General features: G+C 43.6%; 17 protein-coding genes. 9 read left to right on the top strand and 8 right to left on the bottom strand.

What is annotated here, in order from left to right:
- Nucleotide 1: 1 nt before the first annotated feature.
- Nucleotides 2-3,178, bottom strand: a complete 3,177-nt coding sequence (locus FDP09_RS11315; protein WP_137402776.1) for an efflux RND transporter permease subunit — start codon at nucleotides 3,176-3,178, stop codon at nucleotides 2-4.
- A 142-nt stretch (nucleotides 3,179-3,320) separates the two neighbouring features.
- Nucleotides 3,321-4,466, bottom strand: a complete 1,146-nt coding sequence (locus FDP09_RS11320; RefSeq protein WP_229683434.1) for an efflux RND transporter periplasmic adaptor subunit — start codon at nucleotides 4,464-4,466, stop codon at nucleotides 3,321-3,323.
- A gap of 405 nt (nucleotides 4,467-4,871) precedes the next feature.
- On the opposite strand from FDP09_RS11320, the gene FDP09_RS11325 reads away from it, so the two are divergent.
- Nucleotides 4,872-6,260: an arginine decarboxylase gene (locus tag FDP09_RS11325; protein ID WP_137402778.1), complete on the top strand. Its 1,389-nt coding sequence runs from the start codon at nucleotides 4,872-4,874 to the stop codon at nucleotides 6,258-6,260.
- A 132-nt stretch (nucleotides 6,261-6,392) separates the two neighbouring features.
- Here FDP09_RS11325 and FDP09_RS11330 read toward each other — a convergent pair whose 3' ends face one another.
- Nucleotides 6,393-7,508, bottom strand: a complete 1,116-nt coding sequence (locus FDP09_RS11330; protein ID WP_137402779.1) for an alanine racemase — start codon at nucleotides 7,506-7,508, stop codon at nucleotides 6,393-6,395.
- Between the two features lie 4 nt (nucleotides 7,509-7,512).
- Nucleotides 7,513-8,553, bottom strand: coding sequence for an alpha/beta hydrolase (locus FDP09_RS11335; RefSeq protein ID WP_137402780.1), 1,041 nt, complete (start codon nucleotides 8,551-8,553; stop codon nucleotides 7,513-7,515).
- 184 nt (nucleotides 8,554-8,737) lie between these two features.
- On the opposite strand from FDP09_RS11335, the gene FDP09_RS11340 reads away from it, so the two are divergent.
- The 4 genes from FDP09_RS11340 to FDP09_RS11355 all read left to right on the top strand — a co-directional run bounded on the left by FDP09_RS11340 (nucleotide 8,738) and on the right by FDP09_RS11355 (nucleotide 11,149).
- On the top strand, nucleotides 8,738-9,301 hold the full coding sequence (locus FDP09_RS11340; protein ID WP_244940526.1) for a hypothetical protein: 564 nt from the start codon (nucleotides 8,738-8,740) through the stop codon (nucleotides 9,299-9,301).
- Nucleotides 9,302-9,645: 344 nt separating this feature from the next.
- On the top strand, nucleotides 9,646-10,113 hold the full coding sequence (locus tag FDP09_RS11345) for a hypothetical protein (RefSeq protein WP_137402781.1): 468 nt from the start codon (nucleotides 9,646-9,648) through the stop codon (nucleotides 10,111-10,113).
- A gap of 16 nt (nucleotides 10,114-10,129) precedes the next feature.
- Nucleotides 10,130-10,621, top strand: coding sequence for a hypothetical protein (locus FDP09_RS11350; RefSeq protein ID WP_137402782.1), 492 nt, complete (start codon nucleotides 10,130-10,132; stop codon nucleotides 10,619-10,621).
- 81 nt (nucleotides 10,622-10,702) lie between these two features.
- A complete protein-coding gene (locus FDP09_RS11355) occupies nucleotides 10,703-11,149 on the top strand; it encodes a hypothetical protein (RefSeq protein ID WP_137402783.1) in 447 nt (148 codons plus the stop codon).
- Nucleotides 11,150-11,250: 101 nt separating this feature from the next.
- Here the strand turns inward: FDP09_RS11355 and proC are convergent, their stop codons facing one another.
- On the bottom strand, nucleotides 11,251-12,048 hold the full coding sequence (gene proC / locus FDP09_RS11360) for a pyrroline-5-carboxylate reductase (protein ID WP_137402784.1): 798 nt from the start codon (nucleotides 12,046-12,048) through the stop codon (nucleotides 11,251-11,253).
- Nucleotides 12,049-12,564: 516 nt separating this feature from the next.
- Here proC and FDP09_RS11365 point away from each other — a divergent pair.
- Nucleotides 12,565-12,765, top strand: coding sequence for a hypothetical protein (locus tag FDP09_RS11365; protein ID WP_137402785.1), 201 nt, complete (start codon nucleotides 12,565-12,567; stop codon nucleotides 12,763-12,765).
- A gap of 94 nt (nucleotides 12,766-12,859) precedes the next feature.
- Here the strand turns inward: FDP09_RS11365 and FDP09_RS11370 are convergent, their stop codons facing one another.
- Nucleotides 12,860-15,493 carry a valine--tRNA ligase gene (locus FDP09_RS11370; RefSeq protein WP_137402786.1) on the bottom strand — a complete coding sequence of 878 codons (2,634 nt, stop codon included), beginning with the start codon at nucleotides 15,491-15,493 and terminating at the stop codon, nucleotides 12,860-12,862.
- A 335-nt stretch (nucleotides 15,494-15,828) separates the two neighbouring features.
- Between FDP09_RS11370 and fahA the strand changes: the two genes are divergently transcribed.
- The gene (gene fahA / locus FDP09_RS11375; protein ID WP_187328846.1) at nucleotides 15,829-17,106 is read left to right on the top strand and encodes a fumarylacetoacetase; all 1,278 of its coding nucleotides are present in this window, start codon (nucleotides 15,829-15,831) and stop codon (nucleotides 17,104-17,106) included.
- Between the two features lie 152 nt (nucleotides 17,107-17,258).
- Nucleotides 17,259-17,528: a hypothetical protein gene (locus FDP09_RS11380; RefSeq protein WP_137402787.1), complete on the top strand. Its 270-nt coding sequence runs from the start codon at nucleotides 17,259-17,261 to the stop codon at nucleotides 17,526-17,528.
- A gap of 325 nt (nucleotides 17,529-17,853) precedes the next feature.
- On the opposite strand, the gene FDP09_RS11385 is transcribed toward FDP09_RS11380, so the two are convergent.
- Nucleotides 17,854-18,312 carry a hypothetical protein gene (locus FDP09_RS11385; protein WP_137402788.1) on the bottom strand — a complete coding sequence of 153 codons (459 nt, stop codon included), beginning with the start codon at nucleotides 18,310-18,312 and terminating at the stop codon, nucleotides 17,854-17,856.
- Nucleotides 18,313-18,589: 277 nt separating this feature from the next.
- On the opposite strand from FDP09_RS11385, the gene FDP09_RS11390 reads away from it, so the two are divergent.
- A complete protein-coding gene (locus FDP09_RS11390) occupies nucleotides 18,590-19,015 on the top strand; it encodes a hypothetical protein (RefSeq protein WP_137402789.1) in 426 nt (141 codons plus the stop codon).
- An 82-nt stretch (nucleotides 19,016-19,097) separates the two neighbouring features.
- Here the strand turns inward: FDP09_RS11390 and FDP09_RS11395 are convergent, their stop codons facing one another.
- Nucleotides 19,098-19,916, bottom strand: coding sequence for a tyrosine-protein phosphatase (locus tag FDP09_RS11395; RefSeq protein WP_137402790.1), 819 nt, complete (start codon nucleotides 19,914-19,916; stop codon nucleotides 19,098-19,100).
- Nucleotides 19,917-19,922: the final 6 nt, after the last annotated feature.

Here is a 19,922-nt window from a genome sequence, read left to right on the forward strand (position 1 = left end):
GCTAGTCTTTTTCTATCGTTTCTATAAAGTACCTGTCTTGGATTTGCTGGAAAATATAGGCCAATACAGGGATAAAGATCACCCCTAATGAAATGCCGAAAATCATTCCACCAGCTGTACCGATACTTACTGATTTTGTACCTTGAGCAGAAGATCCTACCGAAAACATCAACGGCACCAAGCCTGCCGTGAAGGCAAAAGAAGTCATTAAAATTGGCCTGATCCGAAGTGCACAGGCCTCTATGACGGCATCTGCCACGTTCAGCCCTTCTTTTCTCTTTTGGGACACAAACTCTACGATCAGGATGGCGTTTTTGGCCAGTAATCCTACCAACATCACCAGTCCTACTTGCACATAAATGTTGTTTTCGATGCCGGCAAGATTGATAAAGACAAATACCCCAAGGATACCCGCCGGAAGGGAGAGTATCACGGCCATGGGCAGCCAGAAACTTTCGTACTGTGCAGCCAGGATGAAATAGATCAAGATGATACTGATTACGAAAATGATGGTGGTATTAGAGCCTGACTTTTTCTCTTCCAAGCTCATCCCTGTCCATTCAAATCCCAGGTTGGCGGGAAGTTTACTCTCACTTAATTCTTCAATGACTGCCATCACATCCCCAGTACTGTAGCCCTTTGCAGGCGTAATATTGATTCTGGCAGCACTGTATAGATTGTACCGGAAAACTGTCTCGGGACCATAGGTTTCTTCCAGTTTTACGAAAGTATTGATCGGCACCATTTCTCCTTGGTCGTTTTTGACCATGATCGAATTGATCGCATCCGGTGTTTCCCTATACTGGGTGTCGGATTGCATATAGACCATGTACTGGCGGGTAAACCGGTTGAAATCACCTACCCTTGTCCGGCCAAAGTTGGATTGGATCGTGAACATCATGTCCTTTACGCTTATTCCCATGGCTTTGGCCTTTTCGTAGTCGATCTTGATTCTATATTGCGGGAAATTGGGATTGTAGGAGGTAAAGGCTTTTTCTATGGACTCCTGTTTGGTAAGCTCATTTATAAAGCCGTTGATTAGCTGGCCAAACTCACCATAGTCACCGTCCGAATAGTCTTGGAGGACGATCTGTACCCCGTCAAAGTTACCAAAACCCTGTACAGTGGGACGAGGATAAATGTTGATGCTGGCCTCACTGAGGACACTGAGCTTATTGGTAAGGTGCTTCACGACCTCACCGATTTCCCTTACATCGCCACGTTTTGCGATTTCCTTTAATTTAATGTACCCAAGTCCTGTGGAAGAGCTTTCGGAGTCATCTACAATATTGTAACCTGACACCGTGTTGACACTTGCTACAGCGGCCTCTTCATGAAGGAGAGAATCTGCTTGCTTCAGCACTTGGTTGGTACGGTGCAGGGAAGAACCTTCCGGCATGGTAAGTGAAAAGATAAGGAAATTGTCATCCTCTGTGGGGATGAAACCCTTGGGCGTAGTCGTGGCCATTAGAAAAGTCAATCCGGAGACCAACACCAAACCTCCCATGGTCCACCATTTATGGCGAATGGACCATTTTACTACCGCGAGGTACTTCTCAGTAAACTTGTCAAAGGCACTGTCAAATTTCCTCAACCCCTTATCACGAAGCATTTTGGCGGTATTGGCCGCTCGGCTTTCACGAATCCGGTCAATGAGTGGGATACGTTTACGTCTTTTGTTGGGATCTTTCTCCTTCAGGATAAGAGCACTGAGTACGGGTACCAATGTAAGGGCATTCACTGCAGATATCAATACGGCAAAGATAATGGTGTAAGCAAATTCCTGGTAGAATACACCTACTGGCCCTTCCAAAAAACCTACCGGCAAAAACACTGCGGCGATTACAATGGTAATGGAAATGATGGCACCGGTGATTTCTGACATCGCCGCCACCACTGCGTCTTTGACTTTTAGGCCTTCATCTTCCATTTTCTCATAGATCGCCTCGATGACCACAATGGCATCATCTACTACAATTCCAATCGCCAGTACAATGGAAAACATGCTGAGTACATTCATCGTTGCTCCAATCATATTGAGGAAGAAGAAAGTACCAATGAGTGAAACAGGGATTGAAATAGCTGTAATAATGGTGGCCCGGGTGTTTTGTAGAAATATAAAAACGACCAAAAATACAAGTACAAAGGCTTCCATCAGGGTTTTTTGAACATGGTGCATGGACTCATCGATCTGGTCGCGCACGCTGTATGAAATTCGGTATTCCATACCTTCCGGAAATGCTTTGGCTTGGTCTTCCAGTACTTTTCTTACCGCTTTGTCGATCTCCACGGCATTGGCGCCTTGCTGCTGTACGACATCTATCGTTACCGCAGACATGCCATCCAGTTTATTGTCACTGGCATAGTTAGAGGCTCCAAATTCCAGCCTGGCGACATCCTTCAACCGTAATTGGGTACCATCGTCCTCGGTTTTGATGACGAGGTTTTCGTATTCGTCGGGCTCACTGAAGCGTCCCGTATGTTTCATTACGATTTCAAAAACTTCATCGGAATTTTCCCCAAATTTACCAGGAGCAGCTTCAAAACTTTGATCCCGTACTTGGTTGTAAACTTCCCTGGGAGTAAGGCCGTAAAGGGACATTTTTTCAGGATTCAGCCAGATTCGCATAGCATAATCCCGAGATCGCAAGATCGATGCTTCTGCGATACCGCTGACCCTCTTTAGCTCCCGGCGGATGTTCATTCGGGTATAGGCATTAAGGAAAGTCTCATCATAAACCCCGTCACTGTAAATTTGGATGGTCATGAGGGAACCTTTGAGGCGTTTGAGCACGACAATACCTGCTTCCCTTACTTCGGAAGGAATGGATTCCATGACCTGTGATATCCTGTTTTGGATTTCTACCGCAGCCACATTGGGATCTGTTCCCGGCTCGAAGTACACCGTTGACCTGCCACGACCCGAGTTGGTGGCAGTGGAGTTGATATAACTCATGTTTTCGGCTCCGTTTATGGCTTCTTCCAAGGGGAGCAATACCGATTTGGCAACGGTCTCTGCATTGGCTCCAGGATAATACACCTGAACACTGACACTGGGCGGGGCTATCTCTGGAAATCGCTCTACAGGCAGCTGGCTAATGCTCGCTGCACCGCCCAGTATGAGGAGGATCGAAATTACCAAAGCCAATACAGGCCTGTTAATTATATTTTTGATCATCTGTTTGTGTCTTTGTTTTACGAAAAGGTGATGGATGGCAAGAAGAATGTGGATATAGCATTCCCACTACCACGTCAATATCAACGGCAACTTACCACCTACGTCTTTTGTGAATATTATTATGAAGAAATAGATGGCATCGCTAATCTTCTGAAGAGAGTAGCTGGCCCTGTTGGAGTGGCTTTACTTTTACACCATCTGTCAGCTTGTCCAGGCCGGAGGTGACAATCCGGTCGTCAGGGGATAAGGATCCGTCACTGACGATGTATTGTTTCCCAGACCTCCCCTCAATTTTGATCTCTTTACGGTTGACAGTGTTGTCCTCGTTTAAGGTGTAAACAAATTTCTTGTCATGTATCGTAGCGGTAGCACCTTGTGGAATCAAAATAGCATCGGGATAAATCTGTTCCATAAGGATTTTCCCTGTGTTTCCTGATCTCAAAAGGGTGTCAGGATTGGTGAAGCGTGCACGAAGAGCAATGGATCCTGTAGAACGGTTAATTTGACCAGAATTGGCATCGATGGTACCTACTTTGTCATAAATACTTCCATCAGCCAGAATGAGTTTTACATTGGGATTCAGCTTTTTGGAGTTAGAGTCCTTCTTCATTCGTTCGTAATACAGGTAATCTGATTCACTCATGGAAAAATATACATAGACCTCATGTACATTCGAAAGCGTCGTCAACGGCTCAGAGTCTGTTTTCTTGACCACGTTACCAATGGATCGTGGGATTCTGCCCATAAAGCCATTTACAGGAGCCTTGATGGTGGTAAACTCCAAGTTAATGCGCATATTGGCCGCTACGGCCTCGGCCTGTTCAAGGGCCGACTTGGCCACCTCATAATCTGCTAACGTTGTTTGCATTCTTACTTCAGAGATCACTTCGTTGTCAATAAGGGGCTGAAGGCGATCGATCTCGGTTTTGGCCTTACGGAGTTTGGCCTTTTCCAGTTCTACATTGGCCTGGGCATTTTTGAGATCTTCCATGTAGGGTTGGCTATTGATTTTAAATAGGGGCTGGCCTTTTTCCACGAAGTCTCCTTCATCCACATAGATTTTTTCCAAAATACCATCTACTTGTGGCCGGATTTCAACATTTTCGACGCCCTCGATGGATCCAAGATACTGATAGGAGCGAGCGGCTTTTTCTTCTTTTAGGCTGATCACAGGAAGTGGCAAACCCTCCTCTGCTTTTTTTTCTTCCTTACAGCCGAAAAATAAAAGCCCTGCCATCAAAACCAATGGCAAAGGAAAATACTTGAAGTGAGTTTCTTTTAATAACATATTCCTAGACATATTTTTTCGTGCTTATCTTCTTACTGTTTTTTACAATATATGATGGTAATAATCGTACCATTAGTGATTTACGTGTTGTTGAGTCGTAAGTAATTGTATTTCAATATAATATATTTAAATGTTTTGGTTTGGGGCTGTGGAGAAAAAGTTGATGGTTTGTGGAATTAATCCCCACAATTTTGGGTAAAAAGCCTTATACCAAGGATTCTAAATTAATGTTAAAAAGGTTAATGGGTCTTTAAATTTCATATCAAATTTACGGCCAAATTTCTATTGAATATAGAAATTTGAACAAAATTTGCAGTGGTATGAAAATCAAAATAGTTGTGTTTTGATTTGAGTAATTAAAAATGCAATTTTCAGCCACAAAAGTTCTAAACCGACAGTGCCCAAATGAACAAATACATTGATTTGATCCAGCAAACGTTTGACATCCCAACCAAGGAATTCAAGGTTGATGATGACAAACTGTACTTTAATGGTGTAAACCTTATGGAGATCATCGAGGAATACGGTACGCCGCTAAAGCTGACTTATCTCCCAAAAATCAGTGAGAGCATCCAAAATGCAAAGACGTATTTTAATAATGCGATGCAAGCTCATGATTATCATGGTAAGTACACTTATTGTTACTGTACCAAGTCCTCACATTTTAGTTTCGTACTGGATGAGGCGCTTAAAAACGATATCCACATAGAAACCTCTTCTACATTTGACATTCCTTTGGTCAGGAGTCTTTACGAGAAAGGTAAAATCTCCAAGGATACCCATATTGTCTGCAATGGATTTAAGCGAGACCTCTATAAACAGTATATCGCTGAGCTGCTCAACGACGGTTTTCACAATTGTATTCCTGTTTTGGATAATCTTACGGAGATCGATTACTACCTGGAGCATGTCAAAGTTCCTTTTAAGGTGGGGATCAGGATTGCTGCTGACGAAGAGCCGAAGTTCGGTTTTTACACGTCCCGGCTGGGGGTGAGGTATAAGGACATCATTGATTTGTATGAAGAAAAAATCAAAGACAATCCTAATGTAAGCCTTAAAATGCTTCATTTTTTCATTAATTCAGGAATTAGGGATACAGCCTATTATTGGTCAGAATTGACACGGTTTATACAAAAGTACGTGGACCTGAAGGCAGTATGCCCAGAGCTGGATACCATGGATATTGGTGGTGGATGGCCCATTAAGACCAACGTGTTTTTTGATTATGATTATCAATACATGGCCGATCAGATTGTGAAGAATATCAAATGGATGTGTGCCAAAAATAATACGGTGGAACCGAATATCTTTACCGAATTTGGCAGCTATACCGTGGGGGAGAGCGGAGCGGTTTTATATTCCATTTTGGAAGAGAAGCTCCAAAATGACAAGGAGCTTTGGTATATGATCGATGGTTCGTTCATTACCCAATTGCCCGATAGTTGGGGGCTCAATCAGAAGTATATCATGCTGGCCGTCAACAACTGGAAGGAGGAATATCATAATATAAACTTGGGAGGATTGACCTGCGATAGCATGGACTATTATAACTCAGAAGCCCATCAATATAATATTTACCTTCCCAAAAAGATCGACAAAAAGCCCCAATATATCGGCTTTTTCCATACGGGTGCCTACCAGGAATCGTTGGGAGGATATGGTGGGATTCAGCACTGTCTGATACCCGCTCCAAAGCATGTTCTGATCGATAGGGATACAGATGGTACAATCCGGCACAAACTATTTGCAGAAGAACAGGACAGTGATAGCATGTTGAAAAGACTGGGGTATTGAGGAGAAAGTGTTGAGGTGTGAGAGGTGAGACATGAGTTTTGAGACCTTCCTCCCGACGGCAAAGGGGAGGAAGGTTAGGTGGGGTTGTTTTGGAACAAAGAGGAATCTAAAAGTCACTGGTCAGCACTACTGTCAGTAGGCTTTCTGACCTTTTAAGTGGTCAAGTTTTTCACCGTTTAGGCTAAGGTAACCCCGCATGCAGTCCGCTGTCATACAGCTGTGGACGGGCAGAATTCCAAGAATATCTCCTATCTGGGTGTTGTTGAGCAATTCGTCTGTAGCCTTTATCAATCCATGCTCTTGGCTAATGCTTTTAAGGAAGGAAGTAGTGGTAGGAATGGTCCAGCCTTGCTCGGTTAGTAGCACTACTTCACCGTAATTATTGGTTCCATCAGGATTGGTCAGGACATCTTTGGCCAGGTGTACCCCGCCTCCGTGGACCAAGATTTCATGTGTTTCTTTTTTAATGTCCACCACTGGAGTGGCCAGAGCGATGGCGATATCCGATTTGTCACAGCTTCCAATACTGGCTTGGGTAAGGTCATAAAATACAAAATTCCCAGGACCAATTTCATCGATTCCCCTAAAGTCATCTTCTATCGAACAGCTAGGTGTATCACCGCTGCGGGTCACCATCTCCGGAAATTCATCACAATATTTGTCCTTGAGCATTTTCAAGGCTGATTTGGTCTGTTCATGGATTTTACGGATTCCGCTGTGATCAGTATGATAAGTATGTCCGGCATGGATATAAAAACCCCTAAAAGCCAATTTTTCCGACCTGTTTGCGATGCGCATAATCGCTTCAATCGTCCCAAAATCACTTACTTCTACACCGGCTCTGCCGTAACCTGCATCTATTTCAATGAAAAAATCCACAGGATTGGTGAGACGTTCGGCAAGTGTACGCGCGACTTGCACATTGACTAGTTGGATGGAAATGGGGCACGATTTAGTCAAAGTGTTTAAAAGATCAATTTCCAATGGGTTGAATGGAAAGGCGATGTGGATCTTTTGCCAAGATTGTCCAGAAAAGTAAGCCGCCATCTGAATGGAAGAAACCGTTATTTCATCAATGCCAAATTCCCTGTACCACTTTCCGATTTCTAGGGATTGATGGGTTTTGAAATGAGGGATAAGGGCTACTTGGTGTTCTTTTGCTTTTTTGCTCATGCGGTCAATGTTGGCTTTACACACGGCTTCGTTGAGCAATAAGGTGGGGGACGCTATGGAATTTAAGACGGACATTGTATTAGTTTACTGGTTCGGTGAGGTTGATTTCCTCTTGTTGCGGAACGGGGACTTTTACGATGTTTTCCAGAAAATTGATACTGGCCCGGAGTACACCTTCCCAATCCCCAGAAGTAATGCTGGATCCGATCACATGGTCTCCCGATTCAGGGAAAGCCACCTTTTTCTTTTGAGTTTTGGGGGTGCTGACCTGTTGGTACATTTCGATCATCGCCGATACGGATACGACATCATCTTGGAGTTCCTTGTCTTTGTAATAATATCCTAGAAATAACGGTTGGTTGATCTTTTTGAATGTGGCTTCATCCATCTTACTGTAAACAAGCTTGGCCAAACTGATGTAGGCATTGATATGATACTGCTCAGACCAGTATTTGGCCTTGTCGCCTTCTCGGGGATTCAGGATCACTTGATCGTCATTGGTGCCAAATTGCTCAAATAACCATCCCTGCCAGGGGCTGAAGAAAGCTTCCAGCTGATTGCCGTAATCCCGGATACAGGGTGAGTAAAGTAGGATCGCTTCGATATCTTCCCGCTCAGAAGCCAATAGAACGGTCAAAGCACCTCCCATAGATGTGCCCACGACGATGACTTTATCCCCAAGCTGCTTTCCGATCATAAAGGCCTCTCTGGCACCGTCAGCCAATTTTTCGGCTGTAAGGTACTCAAATGCATTAGATCGATCGATACCATGCTCGGGAAGTCTGGCCAAGTATAGGTTGGCACCGAAATATTCGGCCAGTTTCCGGTGAACAGGATCTCCTTCCATCTGACTGGCGCCAAATCCATGAATGTAAACGATGGAGTAGGGCGTTTTGGTTTTTGTACTGTCCGCCCAGATGATCCGGGCTTCGTTGTTAGGTTTGAGGCCTTTCACGGTGTCCTCTTTTTGTTGAATATAGGTCTCGAGTTTTCTTAGGTCAGTAGGGACGGTAGGATAGCTTCCTTTCATATCACTCAATGTTTCTTTAGGGCCTAGCATATAGCCAATGGCCAATATAATGGAAATGGAAATTAGGAAGGGGAGAAGTTTCTTGAACATGGCTTGATGATGAATTTGAGTATTAAAACTAAACCGTTTTGTAAAATTATCCTATCATTCGTCCATTATGATTTATGTCATGTTTTCATATTGTGCGTATATGTGCGTAGGCCAGTATTTCTTTTTTGCTTTGACAAAGAATAGTTTAGCTGAAAATTAACTCTTGTAAAAAATGAGAAGGAACATGAAAATCGGCTTTATTGCGGTACTATTTTTTGTTGGATTGATGACAGTTCATACTGGGTTCTGCCAAGAGAGTGGTCACTTACCGACGCAAGCAGTGTATGTAGAACTCGGCGGACCGGGTTTGGTGTATTCGTTTAATTATGATTTTAGGTTTGACAAATCCGATATGAATTCCTGGGGAATGCGACTAGGTGCAGGAGGTTATTCGGTAACAGATGAATCCCTTTTGACATTACCTGTTCAGATCAATAGATTGTACGGAAGTGGAAGGCACTTTTTTGAACTTGGCGGAGGAGCTACATTCGTGTATTATAGGGACCGATGGGAAACCTATCGAATAGCTAACGATGGACATTATTATTACGAAACCAGGGTGGACAAAAATTTATTATGGATACTGGAAACGGGAGATACACCTGCTCTCATGGGGACACTGAATTTTGGATATAGAAAAGTGCCCGAAGAAGGCGGTTTCTTATTTGGTGTCAATCTGGTGCCTGCATTTAACCAAAACGGCTTTTGGCCATTATGGGCTGGGGTCCGGTTTGGATATGCTTTTTAGCGGTTCAATAATGGTAAAAGATAATGCTATGAAAGGGGGTTGATCCTGCTATTTAAAATAGCAGGAAGCCTCCGTTCGATGAGTAAAAAGTGGTTATAAACGGTTATTGCATTGAGTATGCAGATACAGTGGAGTGAAGCAGTTTCGTCTCCAAGACAAGGGACTGCCTCGTCGTTCCTCCTCATAGTGACAGTATTCTAAATCGAGTCCAGGTTTGTATGTTGTTGATCATCGGAAGTTCGATCGATTAAATCTTTTGGTTTGCCATTCGTTTCTGTTTACGTGGCATGCTTATATTTGGTATATTAAAGCTGGATTTAAATGCTACCTTATTCTGAGAAAACATGAAAAAACTACTATGGGTACTCAGCATTTTTTTTGGTGTTTCAATGACCCTAACAGCTCAAGAAACAACTTATCCAACACGTGCTGTTTATGCAGAACTGGGAGGAGCAGGATTAGTTTATTCCTTTAGCGATCAATCCCTTTTGACGGTTCCGGTTCAGGTGAATCGACTTTTTGGCAGGGGCAATCATTATTTCGAAGTGGGCGCAGGAACTACCCTGGTTAATTTCAGGGAAACGGTTTATGATTATGACAGCAATGGAAATGCCGTCGAACGAGAAAGTAAGACGTGGCATTTTATTATGGACATGGGCGAGACACCGGCAGTCATGGGTACCCTTAATTTTGGATACCGAAGGGTGCCTGATGAACCTGGATTTACGTGGCGGGTCAATCTCACTCCTGTCTTTAACAGTAACGGTTTCTGGCCGCTTTTTGCAGGAATTGGTGCAGGATATGCATTTTGATTAACCCCATATAACAATGAAGAAGATCCTTTTAATTGGCATAGGACTATTGATGGCCGCATATGTGTCGGCACAAGAGCGGAAATCGCCCAAGGCCGAAAATGTGTTCGCTGAATTTGGCGGCCCTGGCTTGTTTACCTTTAATTACGACACCCGGTTTAAGGGCAATAGCAGGGGGCTGGGAGCGAGAGTGGGCATTGGGTATATTGGGACAGATGGTTATCATTTGGTTTCCATTCCAGTAGGGCTAAATTTCCTGATGGGCAATGAGGAAGAGGGGAAGTATTTTGAAGTCGGCCTAAATGGTACTTATACCTCTTCGAGTGATAATTGGTATGAGGATGAAGAGGATCCTGATGGAAGCCATGTGCTGGGATCCTTGGTCTTTGGGTATCGCAAGCAGCCGGGGGAGGGAGGATTTACTTTTAGGACAGGGTTGTCACCGTATTTTGGAAAGGATTACTTCTTCCCATTTGTGCCCTATGTTTCCTTTGGGTACGCTTTTTAGGGAGATTGGATATTGAAAGATTGTAAAATTGAACGTAATTTTACAATAAAACTCACTTTTATAATTTAGACCTAAAAACATATGAAAAAAACAATTTTACTTCTCAGCTTTACTTTATTAGCATCGATTACTTTTGGACAAAATTCAACAAATGAATTGACGGAGAATTTTTTCAAAAAATATGAAACCAACACTGATGAAGCGTTTGACTATATTTTCGGAACCAATAAATGGATGGGAGAAAATAAAGATGGCACAGAAAAAGTGAAGTTTCAATTAAGGGAATATGCAAATCTTATGGGAGAATATATTGGATTTGAAAAGCTGTATGAAAAGTCTGTTGGTGAGAGCCTAAAGGTTTCCGTTTACTTGGTCAAGTACGATAGGCAACCATTAAGGTTTATTTTCAAGTATTATAAGGGAAGAGATAAGTGGAAGCTTTTCAATCTTAAATTTGATGAAAACATTGATGAAGAACTTGAGGAGATCATGAAATATGAATACCTGGTTGGAAATGAAGATCAATAAGTGGCAATTCGGATGAGGCTTTTAATCCGAAATTTCTTAAAAACCAGCCCAGTACCGCTTCGTTTACTGGGCTGGTTTGATGAAAGGTTTTACTATTTTCCCTACTTTTCGATTTTTCCATAGGAAGCCAACACTCCTTTGACCATGGCGGCGCTGAAGCCGTGGTGTTCCATTTCATTGAGGCCGACGATGGTGCAGCCTTTTGGAGTGGTCACTTTATCAATGGCAGCTTCCGGATGGATGCCTTTTTTGATCAGCAGTTCTGCCGCGCCCTTGACGGTTTGGTTAACAATGGTATTTGCCGTTTTGGCATCAAAACCAATTTGGATTCCACCTTGGGTCATGGCCCTCATAAACCGCAACACATAGGCAACCCCACAGGCCCCCAATACAGTGGCCGCTTCCATTAAGTGTTCTTCTATGACGATGGAGATTCCGATGCTGTTAAAGAGTGTTTTGATCGTTTCTTCTATTTCCGGAGTGCTGTTATGGCCGCAGATGCAGGTGATGGATTCCTGGATATCTGCTGCTATATTGGGCATGGCACGGTAAAGTGCCATTTCGGATGGCAGGTGCTGGTACATCTCCTGAAGAGTCACACCTGTGGCCAGAGAAATAACGATATGCTTATCCGTGGAGAGTGCTGGGGCAATTTCTTGGAGAATAAGTGGGATGTTATAAGGTTTTACCCCAAGGATGACCACCTCTGCCGCTTCGGCTGCGGATTTGTTGTCAGTCGTCACGGTCACGCCATGGGGCTGAAGATAAAGAAGGTTTTCAGGATGTCTTTTGGTAACGGTGAGGTTTTTCCCCTCAAACCCTGTCGTGTCCAACAAACCGTTGACGATAGAGAGACCGAGGTTTCCGCATCCAATGATGGCGATTTTGTTATCTTTCATTTTGTTAATACCTGCTGCTGTAAATGGTACTTTTGCGCGGGTAAAAATAAACCAATCATTTGGATGATTATCCTTCAATGTGGAAAAATATTTGTTAAGCAACATCAGGCAATGATTGAACCCGCTTTATCAATGTCGTTTAGTTAGCGTGTATCTGGAAATATTGGTGTAATTATTTTTCTTGTTAAATTCCAAGATGGTTTTCATCTCTTTACCTTTGTTACTTTTTTGCTTCAGGTCAAAAAGGTAACCAAAAAAAACCGCCGCTACGCCACGGCGCACAGGTGTGCAGCTATTGGCCTAAAATTAAAACCTTCCCTCATGCAGGAAAACTCCTCCTGTCTAAAGCCAGGTAAACCTTCTTTAGCTGCCAATATTCTTTTTGGCTAGTATTTCGTCAAACAAGTCTGCCTTCTTGCCCACCCGCTTTTAAATTCTTAACGCCCAATACCTGCAAGGCGGATCCATTTTATACAGGTTTAAAAAAGGCCATGGATTAAAACCATAATTTTCTCAATGGACGATCCGTATTGGAAAATCTCTTTAACTAAACGACATTACCCGCTTTATGCATTAGGAATCGTTATGAGAGCTGAAACTACAAGAAAATCAGGCTGTTTGGAGATTGAATCATCCGCCGCGGCGGATGGTGAGATCGAAAACAGCAGCGAAGCGATTAATTTTGTCCGCCGCGGCGGATCAGGTCGCAATAGATAGGCTAATGCATAATGTGGGTTGAAGCAGTAATTAATGAAAAATGCCCCAAACTTCCTCTACCAATCTAAGGGAGCCTGGGGCATTTTGTCGGTTATCAAACCAACTTGGTCAAGCTTTCTTCCAATGCCTTTATTTTAGCCTCGGCATCTGCCTGCTTTTTCTTCTCATTTTCGACTACTTGTGCGGGAGCATTGTTTACAAAACGCTCGTTACTCAATTTTTTAGTGACCGAATTGAGGAAGCCTTTGGTGTATTCCAGTTCTTTCTGGATGTTTTCCTTCTCTGCTTCTACGTCAATTTGCTCGTTTAATGGAATGAAGAACTCATCTGATTTCACCACAAAACTCAGTGCCCCATCTACTTTTTCTGCGAAGTCCACTTTGGTGAGGTTGGCGAGTTTTTTAAGAATGGCCTCAAAAGAGGTGTACAATTCTTGGTTTTGCGTGTTGATGGTGAGGTCAAAGGCTTCTTTGGGCGAGATGCCTTTGGAAGCGCGGATATTTCTTATCTGCGATACCACCTCGAACACCTGCGCAGCATCATTGATCAGTTTTTCATCATAAGCCGTTTTGGTAGGCCAAGAAGAAACGATCAGTGCATCTTTTACATCCCTGCTTTTTACCTGGTGCCAAAGCTCTTCGGTGATGAATGGCATGAACGGATGGAGTACCTTCATTATGGCCTCGAAGTAGCCCAAGGTTTTTTCATACGTTTCCAGGTCGATTGGTTTTTGGTATGCTGGTTTTACCATTTCGAGGTACCAAGAGCAGAAATCATCCCAAACCAACTTGTAAGTGCTCATCAGGGCATCCGAGATCCTGAATTTGCTGAAATGGTCTTCGATTTCCTCCAGTGCTTGGTCAAATCGGCTTTCAAACCATTTGATGGCCGTGTGGTTTTGGTGTTCCAGGATATTGGAGTCTACTTCCCAGCCTTTGATCAAGCGGAAAGCATTCCAAATCTTATTGGCAAAATTCCTGCCTTGCTCTACAAGTTTCTCATCGAAAGGAAGGTCATTCCCAGCAGGTGAACTGAAAAGCATGCCTGTACGCACACCATCAGCTCCGTAGTTTTTGATGAGCGCTAAGGGGTCAGGGGAGTTGCCAAGCGATTTGGACATTTTCCTTCCCTGCTTGTCCCGCACGATGCCCGTGAGGTAAACATTGCGGAAGGGCTTTTCTCCCATGTATTCATATCCGGCAATGATCATTCTGGCCACCCAGAAAAATAGGATTTCTGGAGCCGTCACCAGGTCATTGGTAGGATAATAATACTTTAACTCTTCATTTTTTTTCCCTGTGGTAAATACATCTGTATCAAACACCGAAATAGGCCATAACCACGAAGAGAACCACGTGTCAAGCACGTCTTCATCTTGGGTGAGGTCGTTCAGGCTGTAATTTTGGTTGTATTTTTCATTGGCCATTTCAAGTGCCTCTTCCGCAGTCTTGGCCACCACATATTCACCGTTTGGAAGGTAAAAGGCAGGGATTTGATGGCCCCACCAAAGCTGTCTGGAGATACACCAGTCCCGCACATTGTCCATCCAGCTGCGGTACATGTTTTTGAACTTTGGCGGATAAAGTTGGATGATGTCATCCATGACCGCTTTCAGGGCCGGCTTGGTGATGTCCTCCATTTTGAGGAACCACTGTAGGGAAAGCTTTGGCTCGATAACGGCATCTGTTCGTTCGGAATGGCCAACGTTAGATGTATAGTCTTCTTCTTTTAGAAGCTGCTCCGCCTCTTTGAGGAGCTTGGCGATCTTCTTTCTGGCAATGAATCGGTCTTCACCTACGAGGATCTGGGCCTTTTCATTTAGCGTACCATCGTCATTGATGATATCGATCACTTCGAGCTTGTGTCGGAGACCGATTTCATAATCGTTTACATCGTGTGCCGGGGTCACTTTCAGGCATCCCGTACCAAACTCCATGTCCACATAATCATCCTCTACGATCGGAATGGCACGATTGATTAAGGGAATAAGGGCTTTTTTTCCTTTTAAGTGAGCAAATCGTTTGTCATTGGGGTTGATGCAGATCGCCACATCGGCCATGATGGTTTCTGGGCGCGTGGTGGCGATGGTCAGGTGTTCATCTTCACTGCCTTCGATTTTATAGTTGATATAATACAGTTTGGACTGGACTTCCTTGAAGATAACCTCATCGTCCGATAGGGCTGTTTTGCCTTGCGGATCCCAGTTGACCATGCGGATGCCACGGTAGATCTTGCCTTTGTTGTGTAGGTCCACAAAAACACTGGTCACCGCATCGCTAAGTCCTGCATCCATGGTGAACTTGGTGCGGTCCCAGTCACAGGACGCACCCAGTTTCTTCAGTTGCTCCAAGATGATGCCACCGTATTTTTCTTTCCATTCCCAAGCATGGGAGAGGAAGTCCTCCCTTGAAATGGACTTTTTGTCTATCCCTTTTTCTTTGAGCAGTGCCACGACTTTCGCTTCGGTAGCAATGGAAGCGTGGTCAGTACCGGGTACCCAGCAGGCATTTTTACCTTCCATGCGGGCTTTTCTTACTAAGACATCCTGGAGCGTGTTGTTCAGCATGTGTCCCATGTGCAACACGCCCGTTACATTGGGGGGCGGAATGACGATGGAGTAGGGTTCTTTGTTATAATCTACTTTTGAACTGAATAACTTATTCTCCATCCAGAATGCATACCATTTGGATTCGGCCTCTGCTGGATCGTATTTTGTGGATAAGGACATAGTTATATGAATTGGCTAGCAATAATTTTCTCTCTCAGAGCGCAAAAATAATAGAAATATCTCTCATGACCTTATATTCTTACTAATTAAGGGGTGGATAAAGGAAAGTGCTTCTGAAAGGACACCAAGACTTTGCACAATATGCCAAATTTAGGCAAATATCCCCTGAAGCAATCTCGTGTTGAGTTTTAAAATACGGGGATAATTCTAATTTTGTAACAAGCACAGCGTGTCCTTGTTTTACCGACAAGCTTCCGGTTTTCTGTTTGGTTAGTGAATACGGGATGTCTTGGCCTAGAAGGTTTATTTGGCCATACCAAAATCATCAATAGCACATGAAAAAGCAGCAAGCAAAACCATTGAAGAGCTGGGTGCAAGTACCCAATAGTTCAGATTTCACCATTCATAATTTGCCCTTTGGCGTTTTTAAGAACAAAAGGCTCACCCCTCGTATCGGGATGGCCATTGGTGACAAGATCGTGGATTTACACGTCCTCTATTTGGAAGGATTCTTTTCATCCATTCACCTTCCCGAAGAAGTGTTTTTGCAGGATAGCCTCAATACGTTTATTGCATTGGGTAAACCCATTACCCGAAAAGTGAGGGAGATTGTTCAGGAATTGCTTTTGGAGGAGAATTCGGCATTGAAAGATCATCGTGCCAGGGGAAAAGTGATGATCAACCGGAAAGAAGCAGTCATGCTTATGCCCGTAAAGGTAGGGGATTATACTGATTTTTACAGCAGTAAAGAGCACGCTACCAATGTGGGGACGATGTTCAGGGATCCTGAAAATGCCCTGCTGCCAAACTGGAAGCATTTGCCGGTAGGCTATCATGGGAGGGCTTCTTCAATTGTTCCTTCTGGTACACCTATCCATCGCCCAAAAGGCCAATTCAAAGCTCCCGATGCTGATAAGCCTTCTTTTGGCCCTAGCAAACGGTTGGATTTTGAATTGGAAATGGCCTTTATTACCGGAAAGTCCACCAAAATGGGAGGAAGTATCAAGACCGAAGAGGCTGAGGATTATATCTTTGGATTTGTACTTTTTAACGATTGGTCAGCCAGGGATATTCAAGCGTGGGAATATGTGCCTTTGGGGCCGTTTTTGGGCAAAAGCTTTGCCTCCAGCATCTCGCCCTGGGTGGTGACCATAGAAGCTTTGGAGCCATTCAGGACGACTTCTCCAAAACCTGAAGAACCGTTATTGCCGTATCTCCAGTGTAAAATGGACCATGGTTTTGACATAGATCTGGAAGTTTATATTCAGCCAAAAGCAGAAAAGGAGACCCGAGTCTGCCGATCCAATTACAAATACCTTTATTGGAACATCGCCCAGCAACTGGCCCATCAGACGGTAAATGGCTGCAACATCAATGTAGGGGATATGTATGCTTCCGGTACCATCTCGGGACCAGAGGAAAATAGTTTTGGGTCCATGCTGGAATTGGCCTGGAAGGGAACAAGGCCTTTGCGTTTGGATTGTGGTGCAGAGCGTTCATTTATCGAGGATGGCGATACGGTAAAAATGAGAGGTTATGCTGAAAAGGACGGTGTCAGAGTGGGATTTGGTGAGGTGTGTACCGAAGTAGTCCCCAGCAATGGTAAGGGGTAATGGGCATGGAAATCGCTTTTAGCCCGCTTTGCAGGAAGCGAAGCGACTGATTTTGAAGTAGTGTCAGGTCGCAATACTTGTGTGCCGCGGCGTAGGTAGGCTAGTGCATAATGCGGGTTCAATGCCGTTTAGTTAGTGTGTATCTGGAAAATATGGGTTCTATATTTTTCCCTTGGGCAGTTATTTTTCTAGCTAAATCCCTAGGTGGTTTTCATCCTTTTACCTTTGTTACTTTTTTGCTTCAGGTCAAAAAAGTAACCCAAAAAATCCCACCGCTACGCCACGGCGCACAGGTGTGCAGCTATTGGCCTAAAATTAAAACCTTTCCTCATGCAGGCAAACTTCTTCTTTTTAGCTGCCAACATTTTTTTTGGTCAGTATTTCGTCAAACAAGCCTGCCTTTTTGCCCGCCCGCTTTTTAATTTCTTAACGCCCAATACCTGCAAGGCGGATCCGATTAATAAGTTTCTTATGGATAAATTATCATCATTATTCCATTAGTGGTATATTTTCTTAAGTAACCGTTGAGCCGAAACTATAAGGCCCCCTGAGCCAAAAAAGGTATTGAATGCGGGTTAAAGCTATCAATGTCGAGATGTCAGCCTGAGCGAAGTCGAAGGCTAGACATAGCGCCTCGACTTCGCTCGGCCTGACTCCTTATCATCCCGTCATTAAATATTAATGCCTACTTGGGATGCTCTGTAAAATCATTTTTGATAAAATCGGTCACACCGGTGCTTTTTCAATTTAATTAAACGCATAGCGAATTCCTAGCCCAAATCTAGCAGCAGTGAAGGTGGTTTCATAGTCAAAGTTTAGAATAGGCCTCCAATCGAAGGTAAAGGTGAGCGGTACATCTTGGATTTTGTAATCTAGCCCAACATCTGGGCGCACATTGAAACTGGAATCCCCGTATCCAAATAGTACTGTGGGGCCAATGCCGGCAAACCACATGAGGCCATTGGCATTGTCTATCTCCCCGTGATATTGGTAAAGCAACGTCACGGCAGTAAGGTTATTGCCAAAGGTGACTTCCCCCAATCCTGCATGGGGACCCTTGAAGAAGTGTTTGATGGATGGTCCCACCAAGGTAGTGCCTTCACCAAAATCAATGTTGAGACCGACGGCCGAGGTGTAGGTGGATTGGGCTTTTGCTGCTACCCCAATCAAGAAAAATGCAAATGTAAAAGTCAATAATTTTTTCATGTTTTTATTTTGATAGTTTTAAACTTTAAAATTAGTGATTGATGGTTCATTTGCACAATTGTTCAATTAAAAAAATAATAATATCTGACGCTCTGTTGCTTTGAACGCATAGAATTTTATACGGTAAATTTAGTAAGCGGCTTTTGGAGCATCTGTTTTTGAAACAGCTGATTTGTGCGTCAAGTAGTGTGAAGATTTCCTGGATTTTAGTTAGATAAAAGTCCGAAAAGGTGTAAATTCATGTTAATTGTTTTACTATATTCTAAAAGATAAAATTATGCTATTAGTTTTAAAGAGTATTTTGTTTGCTGCCATGCTTTTTTTAGGTAGCAATGGTTCAGAAACAGTCAATGATGATCAAAACGCTGAGAAGTTGGCGGATTTTGAAATGACGGTTATGTTTGAGGGGCATAAAGTGATGATGACTTCCACAAAAGGCTGTGCCTGGGAGGAGTTGGGATTTTCGGGATATGACGAAGTGATAATTGACCAGTCAGGTTTTAGGACATTTGTAAATGGGCCCACATCACTGGAAGGTTCCTCGTCACCCTTTTTGTTTACCCTTACCAAAACTAAGGAAGGCTTGGCACTTTCAGGGTTAAAAGGGACAGCATGGAAGAAATTAAGTTTTTCCCTTTCGGAAGGTGATACTGCTTCTATCGATGAAATGGGCATGGTAAGCGTTGGTGAACATTCCAGGTAACGCAGAATAAAAAAGCAATCCGAACATTCGGATTGCTTTTTGAGGATTTAGACTGATGATTCTTAAGTGAGTTTTTATGCTGTTAATTTTTGCTCAGGTATTTTTTTCTGAGTTGCTTTTTCTCTTTTTTACCAATGCCCAGCTCCTCTTCCAGCATGGTGTCCACATCGCCATATTTCTCACGAATACCTTCCCAGGCAGCTTCCAAATAGGGTGCTTTTACGCCCATCATATATTCTGCGCGTTCTTTTGGGATGCCATACATTTCCAATTTGGACTTGTCGACTTTGCCCACAGCCTCATTGGACCGAAGGTAATCGGCCATGATGGTGTCCCAGTCGGCACCCAAAGCGTGGAGAAGTAAGGAAGAGGCAAATCCTGTGCGGTCTTTTCCGGCACTACAGTGGAACAAAACCACCTCATCTTTTTCCATAAGGTGATCAAACAAAGGCTTAAAGTCGGTGATGTTGTCCACAAACCCTTTGTTGGCCGCAATCATCAAGGAATCTACTTGATCTGTAGAAAAGGAAGGCCCGGTAAGGACTTTCATAAACTGCTGCATGGACTTGGGGTCGATATTGCCAATGGAGCTGTTGATCCATTCAGCATTCAAGGAGGCTGGGATATCATCCGGCTCACGTTCAATCTCATAGTCAGACCTGAAGTCAATGACAGTAGTGATGCCGGTTTCGGCAAGTTTTTCCTTGTCGCCTTCAGGAAGGGCAGTAAAGCTCCCTGACCGGTAGATCATATGGTCCTTTACTGTTTTGCCATCTTTAGTTTCAATTCCGCCCAATTCCCGAAAGTTAGGACTGGCTTCCAGGCCGAGGTTTTTCTGTGCCTGGGCAGAAATGCTTGTCAATAGTGCGGTGGCGGTTACAATTGCTTTTAACGTTTTCATGAAGAT

This window comes from Echinicola rosea (genome assembly GCF_005281475.1).
In the GTDB taxonomy this organism is placed as follows: Bacteria; Bacteroidota; Bacteroidia; order Cytophagales; family Cyclobacteriaceae; genus Echinicola; species Echinicola rosea.